This is a genomic window from Brevundimonas sp. NPDC046655, assembly GCF_044901625.1.
In the GTDB taxonomy this organism is placed as follows: Bacteria; Pseudomonadota; Alphaproteobacteria; order Caulobacterales; family Caulobacteraceae; genus Brevundimonas.
In genome coordinates this window covers 150,734-164,195 of sequence record NZ_JBJDPV010000004.1, presented here as the reverse complement: position 1 = coordinate 164,195, position 13,462 = coordinate 150,734, and the positions used below count along the sequence as shown (strand labels likewise).

The following is a 13,462-nucleotide window of genomic DNA, read 5'->3' as shown; positions in this document are numbered from 1 at the left end:
GCGAAGGCGCGACGCCTATAAGCGCGACCAAAGTTTCCACAACCCTCCTCCCAACGGCGCGGATCAGACATGAACATTCACGAGTATCAGGCCAAGCAGGTTCTCAAGGCCTTTGGCGCTCCGGTCGCCGAAGGCGTCGCCATCACCTCGGCCGACCAGGCCGAAGCCGCCGCCAAGCAACTGCCTGGCCCGCTCTATGTGGTGAAGTCGCAAATCCACGCGGGCGGCCGCGGCAAGGGCAAGTTCAAGGAACTGCCGGCTGACGCCAAGGGCGGCGTGCGCCTGGCCTTCTCGATCGAGGACGTGGTCAAGAACGCCAAGGAAATGCTCGGCAACACCCTGGTCACCGCTCAGACCACGGACGCCGGCAAGCAGGTCAACCGCCTGTACATCGAAGACGGCGCCGACATCTCGCGCGAACTCTACCTGTCGATCCTGGTCGACCGCGCCTATGGCCGCGTCTCCTTCGTCGTCTCGACCGAAGGCGGCATGGACATCGAAACCGTCGCCCACGACACCCCGGAAAAGATCATCACCGTCGTCATCGACCCGACGACCGGCGTGACCGAAGCCGACTGCGCCACCCTGTCGGACGCGCTGAAGCTGGAAGGCGACGCCCGTGAAGACGGCAAGTCGCTGTTCCCGGCCCTGTACAAGGCCTTCGTCGAGAAGGACATGGCCATGCTGGAAGTGAACCCGCTGATCGTCATGGAAAACGGCCGCCTGCGCGTTCTGGACGCCAAGGTGTCGTTCGACGGCAACGCCCTGTTCCGTCACCCCGACATCAAGGAACTGCGCGACGAGACCGAGGAAGACGCCAAGGAAATCGAAGCCTCGGAGTGGGACCTGGCTTACGTCGCCCTGGACGGCAACATCGGCTGCATGGTCAACGGCGCCGGTCTGGCCATGGCGACCATGGACATCATCAAGCTGTACGGCAAAGAGCCGGCCAACTTCTGCGACGTCGGCGGCGGCGCCGGCAAGGAGAAGGTCGCGGCGGCCTTCAAGATCATCACTGCTGACCCGAACGTCCAGGGCATCCTGGTCAACATCTTCGGCGGCATCATGAAGTGCGACGTCATCGCCGAAGGCGTGGTCGCGGCCGTCAAGGAAGTGGGCCTGAAGGTGCCGCTGGTGGTCCGCCTGGAAGGCACCAACGTCGACCTGGGCAAGAGGATCCTGAACGAGTCCGGCCTGGCCATCACGGCTGCGGACGACCTCGACGACGCCGCCCAGAAGATCGTCGCGGCGGTCGGCTGATGCGAGCGGCGCTCGCCCTGTTTCTGGCTGGTCTGGCGACCTCTGCGTGCGCAGAGGCTCGCCCGGCTCCCGTGACTGTGGCGAGCGTTGTGCGCCAAGCCTGTTTTACCGGCGCCATGGAACGGGATGCGTTCGAAGCCATGGCCCAAGCTGACGGTTGGGAGCCCCTGCGGTTCAACCCGCCGCCTGGGGTTTCTGACTGGGGAACAGGTTTCGCCAAGGGGAACGTAAAAATCATGCTGACCGGGTCTGACGCCACGGCGTCGGAAACTCGAGGCGGCAAGCAGATCGCCAAGCCTGCTCATCGCACGTGCTCCGTCTTGATTACGGGGCCGGGCGCTGAGTGGCGTCATGAGATCGAGAGCTTGGCCGCTGAAGACGGCTTTGCACCTTCCTCTGCCGAGGGCGAGGGGCGTGAGTGGTCAAAAGGCGGCAAGGAGTTGCTGCATTCGACCTACAGTCCCGCCACCGACATTTTGAATATCACCGTTTACCGCATTGCGGATGCCAGCATCCGTCTCCTGAACACGACCAACGAATAGAGCGCCATGTCCATTCTCGTCGACAAGAACACCAAGATCATCGTGCAAGGCCTGACCGGCAAGACCGGCGGCTTCCACACCGAACAGGCCCTGGCCTATCACGGCACCCAGATGGTCGCCGGCGTGCACCCGACCAAGGGCGGCACCAACTGGACCGGCTCGCACGGCGAAACCCTGCCGATCTACGCCTCGGTCGCCGAAGCCAAGGAGCGCACCGGCGCTGACGCCTCGGTCATCTACGTCCCGCCGGCAGGCGCCGCCGACGCCATCATCGAAGCCATTGAGGCCGAGATCCCCTTCATCACCTGCATCACCGAGGGCATCCCGGTGCTGGACATGGTGCGCGTCAAGGCTCGCCTGGAGAAGTCCAAGTCGCGCCTGCTGGGCCCGAACTGCCCGGGCATCCTGACCCCGGAACAGTGCAAGATCGGCATCATGCCGGGCAGCATCTTCTCCAAGGGCTCGGTCGGCGTCGTCTCGCGCTCGGGCACCCTGACCTATGAAGCCGTGTTCCAGACCACGAACGCGGGCCTGGGCCAGACCACGGCCGTCGGCATCGGCGGCGACCCGGTCAAGGGCACCGAGTTCATCGACGTCCTGGAAATGTTCCTGGCCGACGACGCCACCGAGTCGATCATCATGATCGGTGAAATCGGCGGCGGCGCCGAAGAAGACGCCGCCCAGTTCCTGATCGACGAAGCCAAGAAGGGCCGCAAGAAGCCGATGGCCGGCTTTATCGCTGGTCGTACGGCCCCGGCCGGCCGCACCATGGGCCACGCCGGCGCCATCGTCTCGGGCGGCAAGGGCGACGCGGAATCCAAGATCGCCGCCATGGAGGCCGCGGGCATCCGCGTCTCGCCGTCGCCGGCGCGCCTGGGTCACACCTTGCTCGAAGTGCTGAAGGGCTAAAGCCCTTCAGCAAGGTCGCTAACGCTCGCGACGCGGTCGCTCGCTGCTTGAGCGAGTTGACCGTGTCACCCTCAACCGTGGGATCCTTGGTTTTGGGGTAGGGAGCGCGACCGAACGATGTTCCGGGGCGAAATTTCGCGCCCTGCGACCCTTTGAAACGCCCTCGGAATCGTCCGGGGGCGTTTTTTCTTGCGGATTCGACCAATTTCCACCCGCATCGCCTCCCTTCGGTCATGACCAGTAAGGAAACACGGCCTATATGAGCGGCGCCGCTCACCGCGCAGGCGTGCGCGCGCGGCTGGAATGTAGGACGACGAGAGCAAAATGGCGGACGATGCAGGTCAGCTGAACCAGGTCTTTGCCGAGACCAGTTTCCTCTATGGCGCGAACGCCGCCTTCATTGAGGACCTGCACGAAAAATGGGCTGCGGACCCCGGCTCGGTGCCGGGGGAATGGCGCGCCTTCTTCGACCAGTTGAAGGACAACGCCGACCTGGTGAAGCAGTCGGCCGCCGCCGGTTCGTGGGGCCGTTCGGGTCCGGCCGAGCCGACCGAGGACACCGCTGTCTTCGACGGTCGCTGGCCCGCCCCCAAGGTCGATCCCAAGGCCGCCGGCAAGCCCGGCCCGCGCCCCGCCGCTCCCGCTGCCGACGCCTCGGGCGCGCTGACCGCCGCCGACGTGCGCGCCGCCGCCCATGACTCGATCCGCGCCCTGATGCTGATCCGCAGCTACCGCGTGCGCGGCCACCTGCAGGCCAAGCTGGACCCGCTGGGCATCGAGCAGCCGGTCGAGAACGCCGAGCTGACCCCCGAATTCTACGGCTTCACCGCCGCCGACATGGACCGCCCGATCTTCCTGGACGGCGTCCTGGGTCTGCAGACGGGTTCGATCCGTCAGGTGCTGGACATCCTCAAGCGCACCTACTGCGGCAACATCGGCGTGCAGTTCATGCACATCGCCGAGCCGGAAGAGAAGTCCTGGCTGCAGCAGCGCTTTGAAGGCGCCGACAAGTTCGAGCAGAACGCCTTCACCAAGGAAGGCAAGCTGGCCATCCTGAACAAGCTGATCGAGGCCGAGGGCTTCGAGCGCTTCCTGCACAAGCGCTTCCCCGGCACCAAGCGCTTCGGCCTGGACGGCGGCGAGGCCATGGTCCCGGCCCTGGAGCAGGTGATCAAGCGCGGCGGCGCCCTGGGCGTGGACGAGATCGTTCTTGGCATGGCCCACCGCGGCCGCCTGAACGTGCTCGCCGCCGTCATGGGCAAGCCTTACAAGACCATCTTCCACGAGTTCCAGGGCGGTTCGTCGGTGCCGTCGGACATCGAGGGCTCGGGCGACGTCAAGTATCACATGGGCGCCTCGTCGGACCGCGAGTTCGACGGCAAGAAGGTCCACCTGTCGCTGACGGCCAACCCGTCGCACCTTGAAATCGTCAACCCGGTCGTCTTGGGCAAGTCGCGCGCCAAGCAGGCCTTCGATATCCGCGAGGCCGAGGTCAACCAGGGCAAGTCGGACGCCGAATGGGTGCTGGACCGCTCCAAGGTCGCCCCCCTGCTGATCCACGGCGACGCCGCCTTCGCCGGTCAGGGCGTGGTGGCCGAATGCTTCGCCCTGATGGGGCTGAAGGGCTACCGCACCGGCGGCACCCTGCACTTCGTCATCAACAACCAGATCGGCTTCACCACGGCGCCGCGCAACTCGCGCTCGTCGCCCTATCCGTCGGACGTGGCCCTGATGGTTCAGGCGCCGATCTTCCACGTCAACGGCGATGATCCCGAAGCGGTCGTCTTCGCCGCCAAGGTGGCGACGGAATACCGTCAGAAGTTCCACAAGGACGTGGTGGTGGACATGTTCTGCTACCGCCGCTTCGGCCACAACGAAGGCGACGACCCGACCTTCACTCAGCCGCTGATGTACGCCAAGATCAGGAACCAGCCGTCGACGCGCGAGATCTACTCCAAGCGTCTGGTGGCCGAGGGCGTGATCACCCAGGCCGAGGTCGACGCCGAGCTGGCGCGCTTCGAAGCCTTCCTCGACGCCGAGTTCGAAGCGGGCAAGACCTTCAAGGCCGACAAGGCCGACTGGCTGGACGGCCAGTGGCAGGGCCTGGGCGCCGAGAAGACCGACGACGCCGCCCAGCGTGGCGACACGGCCGTCTCCACGGACAAGCTCAAGGGCTACGGCCACCGCCTGACCCAGATCCCCAACAGCGTCGACGTGCACAAGACGCTGAAGCGGGTCATCGACGGTCGTCGTGAAGCTGTCGACACAGGCCAGAACATCGACTGGGCCACCGCCGAAAGCCTGGCCTTCGCCTCGCTGCTGGACGAGGGCTACAACATCCGCCTGTCGGGTCAGGACTCGGTGCGCGGCACCTTCTCGCAGCGTCACTCGGGCATCACCGACCAGACGACCGAGCAGCGCTACTTCCCGCTGAACCACCTGCGCGACGGTCAGGCCCACTTCGAGGTCATCGACTCGGCCCTGTCGGAAGAGGCGGTGCTGGGCTTCGAGTACGGCTACTCGCTGGCCGACCCGAACACCCTGACCCTGTGGGAAGGCCAGTTCGGCGACTTCGTCAACGGCGCCCAGGTGGTCATCGACCAGTTCATCTCCTCGGGCGAACGCAAGTGGCTGCGCATGAGCGGCCTGACCATGCTGCTGCCGCACGGCTATGAGGGCCAGGGTCCCGAGCACTCCTCGGCCCGCCTCGAGCGCTTCCTGCAGCAGTGCGCCGAGAACAACATGCAGGTCGCCAACTGCACGACCCCGGCCAACTACTTCCACATCCTGCGTCGCCAGATGCACCGGGACTATCGCAAGCCGCTGATCCTGATGACGCCCAAGTCGCTGCTGCGTCACAAGAAGGCGGTGTCGACCCTGGCCGACATGGCGGAGGGCTCGTCCTTCCACCGCGTTCTGCGCGACGACGCCCAGCTGCGTCCGGACGTGGCCGGCGTTTCGCTCAAGGCGGACAAGGACATCCGCAAGGTCATCGTCTGCTCGGGCAAGGTCTATTACGACCTGCTGGACGCGCGCGAGAAGGCCGGGGTCAACGACATCTACATCCTGCGCCTGGAACAGTTCTATCCGTGGCCGATCAAGTCGATCTCGACCGAGCTGGCCCGCTTCCCCAACGCCGACCTGGTCTGGTGTCAGGAAGAGCCCAAGAACATGGGCGGCTGGACCTTCGTCGATCCGTGGATCGAACTGACCCTCGAGAAGATGGATATCAAGGCCAAGCGCGCGCGTTACGTCGGGCGTCCGGCCTCCGCCTCCACGGCGGCCGGCCTGATGAGCCGCCACCTGAAGGAACTCGAGACCTTCCTCGCCGAGGCCATGGCCTGATCGGCCTCGCCTGACCTATAGATACGCCAAGACACGAAAAGACACTGGACCGAACCATGGCCGATATCCTCACCCCCGCCCTCGGTGAATCCGTCAGCGAAGCCTCCATCGCCAAGTGGACCAAGAAGGTCGGCGACTCCGTCCGTAAGGACGAAGTCCTGGTCGAGCTGGAAACCGACAAGGTTTCGCTGGAAGTCGTGGCCCCGGCCGACGGCGTCCTGGCCGCCATCAACGCCGCCGAGGGCGACACCGTGGTGCCCGGCACGGTCCTGGGTTCGGTGAGCGAAGGCGCCGCCGCCTCGGCTCCGGCCGCCGCTGCTGCGCCCGCCGCCGCTCCGGCCGCTTCGGGCGGCGCCTCGGTCGAGATCGCCGTCCCGACCATGGGCGAGAGCGTCGCCGAAGGTTCGATCGGCACCTGGCTGAAGAAGTCGGGCGACACCGTCGCCAAGGACGAGCTTCTGGTCGAAATCGAAACCGACAAGGTCGCGGTGGAAGTCTCGGCCCCGGCCGCCGGCGTCCTGACCATCGCCGCTGACAACGGCGCGACCGTGACCCCCGGTCAGATCATCGGCTCCATCTCGGCCTCGGGCGCCGCTGCGGCCCCGGCGGCTGCGCCTGCCGCCGCTGCTCCGGCCAACACCGGCTCAGCCCAGGCCCCGGCCTCGGCCCACCTGTCGCCCGCCGTCCAGCGCGTCGTGTCGGAAAACAACATCAACCCGGCCTCGCTGTCGGCCACGGGTCCGAAGGGCAACATCACCAAGGCTGACGCCATCGCCGCCATCGGCGCCGCCGCTCCGGTTGCGCCCAAGGCCGCCGCTCCGGTCGCCCCGCGCGCCGACCAGCCGCGCGAAGAGCGGGTGAAGATGACGCGCCTGCGTCAGACCATCGCCCGTCGCCTGAAGGAATCCCAGAACACGGCCGCCCAGCTGACCACCTTCAACGAGGTGGACATGACCAACGTCATGGCCCTGCGCGCCCAGTACAAGGAAGTCTTCGAGAAGCGCCACGGCGTGAAGCTGGGCTTCATGTCCTTCTTCACCAAGGCCGTGGTTCAGGCTCTGAAGGAAATCCCGGCCGTCAACGCCGAGATCGACGGCACGGACATCATCTACAAGAACCACTACGACATCGGCGTGGCCGTCGGCACCGACAAGGGTCTGGTGGTTCCGGTCCTGCGCGACGCCGATGCGCTGTCGCTGGCGGGCATCGAAAAGGGCATCGGCGCACTGGGCAAGGCCGCCCGTGACGGCGCCCTGACCATGGATCAGATGCAGGGCGGCACCTTCACCATCACCAACGGCGGCACCTATGGTTCGCTGATGTCGACGCCGATCCTGAACGCGCCGCAGTCGGGCATCCTGGGCATGCACAATATCGTGCAGCGTCCGATGGCCATCAACGGCGAGGTCAAGATCCGTCCGATGATGTACCTGGCCCTCAGCTACGATCACCGCATCGTCGACGGCAAGGAAGCCGTGACCTTCCTGGTCCGCATCAAGGAACTGCTGGAAGACCCGGCCCGCGCCCTGCTGGACCTGTAAGGTCCGCGCGATCCAGAATTGACGACGGCGGCTCTTTCGGGAGCCGCTGTTTTCAATTGAGCGATCTGTGTTAGCCTGACCGTTACGCGGTCAGGACAGGAGGGCAGGATGGATCGGCTGGAAGTGGCGCGTTTCACGACCCTGCCCGAAGCCGAGCTGGCGGCGGCTCTGCTCAAGCGTCATGGCGTCGATGCCCGCGTGCCTGACCGGGACGCCGCGACCAACATGGCGCATTTGCAGGTGGCGTTTGGCGGGCTCCGGGTAACCGCGCCCGACTTTCAGATCGTCCAGGCGCGGGATCTGATCGCGCGAGCCCGGCGCGGCGAGTTCGGCGATCTCGGCGGCGCAGAGTCCGAAGAATGGCGACTGGACGCGACGCCGGGCATGATTGGCGAACTTCGCGAAGACGAGGTCTATGGGGCGATCGGTTCGATGAAAACCGTCGTCCGCTATGTGGCGATCACGATCCTTGGTCTGTGCGGGATCGGCTGGCTGTCGCAGGTCCTGGCCTTCTAGGCTCCCGCCACGGGGTCAGTCGCCTCGAGTGATCGAAGCCAGAACCGCCTCCGTGTCCTGCCCCAGCTTGGGCGGCGGGGCGTCGTAGCGGACGGGGGTCTTCGACAGGCGGATGGGCGAGGCGACGGTGCGGATCGGCGTGGCCAGGTCGGGGCGCGACTGTTCGACGGTCAGACCGCGATGGAGGGCCTGGGGCTCTTCGAACACCTGATCGATGGTGTTGACCGGGCCGCAGGGCACGCTGGCCGCCTCCAGCGCCGCCATCAGCCCCTTCATGGTGAAAGCCGCCGTCAGAGCCGAGAGGGTGGGCGACAGCTCGGCGCGGTGCTGGACCCTGAGCGCATTGGTGGCGAAGCGCGGATCGGCGCCCATGGCCTCGACGCCGAGGGCTTTGGCCAGGGCTCTGAACTGGCCGTCGTTTCCGACGGCGATGACCACCATGCCGTCCGAACAGGGGAAGGGCTGATAGGGGGCCAGGTTGGGGTGGGCGTTGCCCATCCGCGTCGGCGCGGTCCCCGAGACGAACCAGTTGGTCGCCTGATTGGCCAGCATGGCCGCCTGGACGTCGAACAGGGCGACATCCACGTGCTGACCCTCGCCGGTCGCTCGCGCATGCCACAGGGCGGCCAGGATGGCGTTGGAGGCGTAGAGGCCGGTGAACAGGTCCACGACCGCCACCCCCACCTTCATCGGCTCGGCGCCGGGCGCCCCGTCCGGCTGGCCGGTGATCGACATCAGCCCGCCCATGGCCTGGATCATGTAGTCGTAGCCGGCCCGGTGCGCGTCCGGCCCGTCCTGACCGAAGCCGGTGATGGAGCAATAGACCAGCTTGGGATTGCCCGCCGACAGACCGGCGTAGTCGAGGCCGTACTTGGCCAGCCCGCCGGTCTTGAAGTTCTCGACCACCACGTCGCAGGTCGCGGCCAGTCGACGCACGGCCTCGGCGCCTTCTGGGCTGGCGATGTCCAGTTCGACCGACTTCTTGCCCCGGTTGGCGCACAGGAAATAGGCGGCGTCGCCCTTTGATCCGTCAGTCGCGGTGGTGAAGGGCGGCCCCCAGTGGCGGGTGTCGTCGCCCTCGCCGGGGCGCTCGATCTTGATGACCTCGGCGCCGAGGTCGGCCAGGGTCTGCGTCGCCCAGGGGCCGGCCAGAACGCGGGACAGATCGAGGACGCGAACGCCAGCGAGGGGGCCTTGAGCTTGGGTCATCACGTTTCTTACCTCTCCCTCCCCTTCATGGGGAGGGTGGTCGCGGAGCGACCGGGTGGGGAGGGCGCGACGAACGTGCGGTGCGCTTGAAACAGCCCAGCGCCCCCACCCGTCTGACGCTGCGCGCCAGCCACCCTCCCCATGCAGGGGAGGGAGAATTCCTGTCCTAGAGCCCCACGTCCCAGACCCCGGCGTCGCGCATCCGGCACTCGCGGGCTTCCTCGGCGCGGCCGCCCATGTCGCGGGCCATGCCGCGAATGGCGTCGGACACCGTGCTCTTGTGTACGCCCGGCACGACCGCATGAGTGAAGGCGCAGGCGGCCAGGCGGATCAGCTTGAAGCCGAAACGCGATGAGGCGGCCATATGCTCCAGATAGGTCTCGCTGACCTCACGCGGGTGATCGCGGAACAGACGTGAAAACGTGCTCGACATGATCCCAGCCTAACGCGGTTCCCCGCCTCCCTCTACCCGGCCCCGTCATTATCGCCTAAACCGGCCCTCGGAACAGGGGTCGCATCGTCACGCTCTGATGACCCGCGCGTGACGGCCCAGAGAACCCCGCACACTGAACTGCTCAGGAAACATCCATGGCCGACGGCTCGCACGCTTCGCAACAGACCTTCCGTTGGGACGATCCCTTCGACCTGCGCGGCCGCCTGACGGACGACGAGCGGATGATCCAGGACGCGGCGCGGTCCTATGCCCGCGAAGCCCTGCTGCCGCGCGTGGTCGAGGCCTTCCGCGACGAGACCTTTGATCGCGCCATCATGACCGAGATGGGCGAGATGGGCTTCCTCGGCGCCATGCTGCCGGAACAGTACGGCGGCTCGGAAGCCAGCCACGTCGCCTATGGCCTGATCGCGCGCGAGGTCGAGGCGGTCGACAGCGGCTATCGCTCGGCCATGAGCGTCCAGTCGTCGCTGGCCATGTACCCGATCTACGCCTTCGGTTCGGAAGAACAGAAACTTAAATTCCTTCCTAAAATGGCGGCGGGCGAACTGGTCGGCTGCTTCGGCCTGACCGAGGCCGACGGCGGGTCGGACCCGGCCTCGATGAAGACCAAGGCGGTCAAGGTCGACGGCGGCTATCGCCTGAACGGCGCCAAATACTGGATCACCAACTCGCCCATCAGCGACCTGGCCATCGTCTGGGCCAAGCTCGATGACAAGATCCGGGGCTTCATCGTCGAGCGCGACTTCGACGGCTTCACCACGGACAAGATCGGCGACAAGCTGTCGCTTCGCGCCTCGATCACCGGCGACATCGGCCTGAACGACGTCTTTGTGCCGGAGGCCAACATCCTGCCGGGCGTCCAGGGTCTGCGCGGGCCGTTCAGCTGCCTGAACAAGGCGCGCTTCGGCATCGCCTGGGGCGCCATGGGCGCCGCCGAGTTCTGCTTCCACGCCAGCCGCGACTATGTGGCCGAGCGGATGCTGTTCGGGCGCCCGCTGTCGTCACGCCAACTGGTGCAGAAGAAGCTGGCCGACATGCAGACCGAGATCTTCCTCGGCTTCGAGGGCGCCTATGCCCTGGGTCGTCTGCTGGATACCGGCGCCTGGGTGCCGGAGGCCATCAGTCTGATGAAGCGCAACAACTGCGGCAAGGCCCTGGCCGTGGCCCGCGAAGCCCGCGACATGCACGGCGGCGCCGGCATCACCGGCGAACTGCACGTCATGCGCCACGCCATGAACCTGGAAACGGTCAACACCTATGAAGGCGCCCACGACGTCCATGCCCTCATCCTGGGCCGGGCCATCACGGGCGAAAGCGCCTTCTAGGGGCGGTCGGCGTCGGCCGGCGCCGTTTCTTGCTGTCTCCTGCCCCCGCTGACCTCGGGTTGATACAGGCCCGTGACGGCGCGCACGACGAAGCCCTCGGGCCGGACGCGCGGGCCGAAGCGTGAGCAGGGGTCGGGCTCGGCGATTGGGCGCGGCTTGCGGTCGGCGGGGGCGAAGGCGTCGCCGACCATGTCGCCAAAGACCTCGGCCAACTGATGAGCGTCGCCGACGCGCGACAGGGACGGGTCGTCCGTGCCGACGACGGTGGCGTTGCGGGCCCAGACGATGGCCGCGACCTGACGGCCGTCGGGGTCCAGCAGCTCGGCTTCGGCGGCCAGGCCGCCAGTGGTGCCCGGCGCCCGCAGTCCGATCGGGCCGGGGATGAAGTAGCTGGCGACGGCTGAGGCGGCCGATCCCGCCTGGCCGGTGGGGCTGATGCGCGTCGCGGCCAGACGAACCCTGGCGGCATCCGGCGCAGGGGCGTCCAGGACCGTGAAGCGTTCGCTCAATTCGTAGCAGACCTGACGATCCATCTCGCCCAGCACCAGGCTCCAGTCTTCGGCGCGCAGGGCCGGGGCCGCGTCCGACGTCAGCACGGCGCGTTCGATATGAACCTTTTCCACGGCGCGGGCCGCCTGCTCGTCCCGCCGCTGTCGCACAGAGGCGCGCACCGTGTCCGAGCGGGCTGCAAGTCCTTCATAGCTGGAGAGGAAACCGGATGTCGGCTCCGGGGCGGTGGCGCAAGCGGCGGCGCACAGCGCCAGGCAGGCTGTCGAGACCGCGCCTGGGAACGTTCTGCTCATAAGATCCCTCCATCGTCGAGAACCGACGATTTTTCTGAGTACGCTCCAGCATCGGCTTTGGTTCATAGGCGGTCGTCACGAGCGACTTCCCGCGCTAGGCTGTGGGTCTGCGAAGGGACCGACCATGATGCGACACACCCTGCTGGCCTCGACCGGCGCCGCCTTTGTCCTGACCCTGAGCGCTGCGCCGGTTGCGGCGACGGCGGCTCCGGCGGCTGCTTCGGCCCAGACGTCTGCGGTCCAGGGTCTGCCCTATGATGCGCGGCGCGGGGTTTTCACCTTCGCCTCGGGCCTCGACGCCTCCCTGCCCGCCGTGGTCCAGGTGACCACCCTGGGCCAGTCGCGCGGCCCGCGTTCGGAAGGCGATCCCAAGCCCTCGCAGGGCGGCTCGGGCGTTATCATCGACGCCGCGAGCGGCATCATCGTCACCAACCACCACGTCATCGAGAACGGCCAGAAGTTTACCGTCGACCTGATCGACGGCCGCCTCTTCGACGCCACGCTGATCGGCGCCGACAAGGCCACCGATATCGCCGTGCTGAAGATCGAGGCGTCCGGCCTGTCCCAGGTCCAGACGGTGGATTCCGACACCCTGCGCACCGGCGATCTGGCCTTCGCGGTCGGCTATCCCCTGGGCCTGGACCAGACCCTGACCATGGGGGTCATCTCGGGCCTGAACCGCTCGGGCATGGGCGACGCCATCGAGGACTATATCCAGACCGACGCGGCGGTGAACTCGGGCAACTCGGGCGGACCGCTGCTGGATAGTCGGGGGCGGCTGATCGGCATCAATACCGCCATCCTGTCCGGCGGCATGGGCGGCGGCAACGACGGCATCGCCTTCGCCGTGCCGACCCGGATCATGATGTTCGTGGTCGATCAGCTGCGCGCCACCGGCGAGGTCAAGCGGGGCCAGATCGGCGTGGCCCTGGGTTCGCTGACGGCCGAGCGCGCGCGGGAGATGGGCCTGAACATCGTGCGCGGCGCGGTGGTCTATGACGCGGCGCCGGGCTCGGCGGCAGAGCAGGCGGGCCTGCGTCCCGGCGACGTCATCACGCGCCTGCAGAACCGTCCCGTGGCCAACGCGGGTTCGGTCCAGGCCACTGTCGGCATCGCCCGGCCCGGCGCGACCCTGCCGGTGGTCTATCTACGCGACGGGCGCGAGGCCACGGCGAGCCTGATGGTGCAGTCCGCCGACCTGCCCGCCGTGCGCCTTGGGCACAGCGCGGCGATGGCGCGCGGCCTGACTTTCCGTAATTCAGGAGAGGGCGCAGGGGCGCAGGTCACCGTGGTTGAGGGCGGCTCAGTCGCAGCAGCGGCGGGGGTTCAGGCGGGCGACGTGGTGATCGAGGTCGGCGGCGCGGGCGTGGCCGACATGGCCGCCCTGGCAGGGGCTCTGCAAGACGGCGGGGTCGAACTGACGGTGATGCGAGACGGCGAGCGGACAACGATAAGTCTGCCCGGCTGATCCGTCTCACTGAGGTCCAGACAGCAAAACGCCCGCGTCGCCAGGAGGGGGAGGAGGGCGGTCGCGGGCGTCTCTGCTTGGAGGAAGCAT

11 protein-coding genes are annotated in these 13,462 nt (G+C 67.0%); 8 read left to right on the top strand and 3 right to left on the bottom strand.

Features of this window, described 5'->3' with window-relative positions:
* Window positions 1–69: 69 nt before the first annotated feature.
* The 6 genes from sucC (at window position 70) to ACI2KI_RS12480 (ending at window position 8,113) form a co-directional block, all read left to right on the top strand.
* Complete coding sequence (gene sucC / locus ACI2KI_RS12505) at window positions 70–1,260, top strand: ADP-forming succinate--CoA ligase subunit beta (protein ID WP_404620506.1); 1,191 nt, start codon at window positions 70–72, stop codon at window positions 1,258–1,260.
* A 140-nt stretch (window positions 1,261–1,400) separates the two neighbouring features.
* Window positions 1,401–1,802, top strand: coding sequence for a hypothetical protein (locus ACI2KI_RS12500; protein WP_404620504.1), 402 nt, complete (start codon window positions 1,401–1,403; stop codon window positions 1,800–1,802).
* Between the two features lie 6 nt (window positions 1,803–1,808).
* A complete protein-coding gene (gene sucD / locus ACI2KI_RS12495; protein ID WP_292085003.1) occupies window positions 1,809–2,711 on the top strand; it encodes a succinate--CoA ligase subunit alpha in 903 nt (300 codons plus the stop codon).
* 324 nt (window positions 2,712–3,035) lie between these two features.
* Entirely contained in the window at window positions 3,036–6,056 is a 3,021-nt protein-coding gene (locus tag ACI2KI_RS12490) for a 2-oxoglutarate dehydrogenase E1 component (RefSeq protein WP_404620502.1), read from the top strand.
* Between the two features lie 56 nt (window positions 6,057–6,112).
* Window positions 6,113–7,597 (top strand): 2-oxoglutarate dehydrogenase complex dihydrolipoyllysine-residue succinyltransferase, encoded by a 1,485-nt coding sequence (odhB, locus tag ACI2KI_RS12485; RefSeq protein WP_404620500.1) that lies wholly within the window; start codon window positions 6,113–6,115, stop codon window positions 7,595–7,597.
* Between the two features lie 108 nt (window positions 7,598–7,705).
* Complete coding sequence (locus tag ACI2KI_RS12480; RefSeq protein ID WP_404620498.1) at window positions 7,706–8,113, top strand: hypothetical protein; 408 nt, start codon at window positions 7,706–7,708, stop codon at window positions 8,111–8,113.
* Window positions 8,114–8,128: 15 nt separating this feature from the next.
* Here ACI2KI_RS12480 and ACI2KI_RS12475 read toward each other — a convergent pair whose 3' ends face one another.
* Both ACI2KI_RS12475 and ACI2KI_RS12470 read right to left on the bottom strand, forming a co-directional pair.
* On the bottom strand, window positions 8,129–9,322 hold the full coding sequence (locus tag ACI2KI_RS12475) for a CaiB/BaiF CoA transferase family protein (RefSeq protein WP_404620496.1): 1,194 nt from the start codon (window positions 9,320–9,322) through the stop codon (window positions 8,129–8,131).
* 166 nt (window positions 9,323–9,488) lie between these two features.
* Entirely contained in the window at window positions 9,489–9,755 is a 267-nt protein-coding gene (locus ACI2KI_RS12470) for a DUF6356 family protein (RefSeq protein ID WP_313101490.1), read from the bottom strand.
* Between the two features lie 155 nt (window positions 9,756–9,910).
* Between ACI2KI_RS12470 and ACI2KI_RS12465 the strand changes: the two genes are divergently transcribed.
* Window positions 9,911–11,101: an acyl-CoA dehydrogenase gene (locus ACI2KI_RS12465; protein ID WP_404620494.1), complete on the top strand. Its 1,191-nt coding sequence runs from the start codon at window positions 9,911–9,913 to the stop codon at window positions 11,099–11,101.
* On the opposite strand, the gene ACI2KI_RS12460 is transcribed toward ACI2KI_RS12465, so the two are convergent.
* A complete protein-coding gene (locus ACI2KI_RS12460; RefSeq protein ID WP_404620492.1) occupies window positions 11,098–11,904 on the bottom strand; it encodes a DUF3313 domain-containing protein in 807 nt (268 codons plus the stop codon). The genes ACI2KI_RS12465 and ACI2KI_RS12460 overlap by 4 nt on opposite strands.
* A gap of 124 nt (window positions 11,905–12,028) precedes the next feature.
* Here ACI2KI_RS12460 and ACI2KI_RS12455 point away from each other — a divergent pair, with 124 nt between their 5' ends.
* Window positions 12,029–13,372 (top strand): S1C family serine protease, encoded by a 1,344-nt coding sequence (locus ACI2KI_RS12455; RefSeq protein WP_404620490.1) that lies wholly within the window; start codon window positions 12,029–12,031, stop codon window positions 13,370–13,372.
* The last annotated feature ends 90 nt before the right edge of the window (window positions 13,373–13,462 follow it).

What these genes read in the sequence shown, in the direction of transcription:
- sucC (WP_404620506.1), top strand. Translation starts at nt 70, where the DNA reads ATGAACATTCACGAGTATCAGGCCAAGCAGGTTCTCAAGGCCTTTGGC.
- ACI2KI_RS12500 (WP_404620504.1), top strand. Translation starts at nt 1,401, where the DNA reads ATGGCCCAAGCTGACGGTTGGGAGCCCCTGCGGTTCAACCCGCCGCCT.
- sucD (WP_292085003.1), top strand. Translation starts at nt 1,809, where the DNA reads ATGTCCATTCTCGTCGACAAGAACACCAAGATCATCGTGCAAGGCCTG.
- ACI2KI_RS12490 (WP_404620502.1), top strand. Translation starts at nt 3,036, where the DNA reads ATGGCGGACGATGCAGGTCAGCTGAACCAGGTCTTTGCCGAGACCAGT.
- odhB (WP_404620500.1), top strand. Translation starts at nt 6,113, where the DNA reads ATGGCCGATATCCTCACCCCCGCCCTCGGTGAATCCGTCAGCGAAGCC.
- ACI2KI_RS12480 (WP_404620498.1), top strand. Translation starts at nt 7,706, where the DNA reads ATGGATCGGCTGGAAGTGGCGCGTTTCACGACCCTGCCCGAAGCCGAG.
- ACI2KI_RS12475 (WP_404620496.1), bottom strand. Translation starts at nt 9,322, where the DNA reads ATGACCCAAGCTCAAGGCCCCCTCGCTGGCGTTCGCGTCCTCGATCTG.
- ACI2KI_RS12470 (WP_313101490.1), bottom strand. Translation starts at nt 9,755, where the DNA reads ATGTCGAGCACGTTTTCACGTCTGTTCCGCGATCACCCGCGTGAGGTC.
- ACI2KI_RS12465 (WP_404620494.1), top strand. Translation starts at nt 9,911, where the DNA reads ATGGCCGACGGCTCGCACGCTTCGCAACAGACCTTCCGTTGGGACGAT.
- ACI2KI_RS12460 (WP_404620492.1), bottom strand. Translation starts at nt 11,904, where the DNA reads ATGAGCAGAACGTTCCCAGGCGCGGTCTCGACAGCCTGCCTGGCGCTG.
- ACI2KI_RS12455 (WP_404620490.1), top strand. Translation starts at nt 12,029, where the DNA reads ATGATGCGACACACCCTGCTGGCCTCGACCGGCGCCGCCTTTGTCCTG.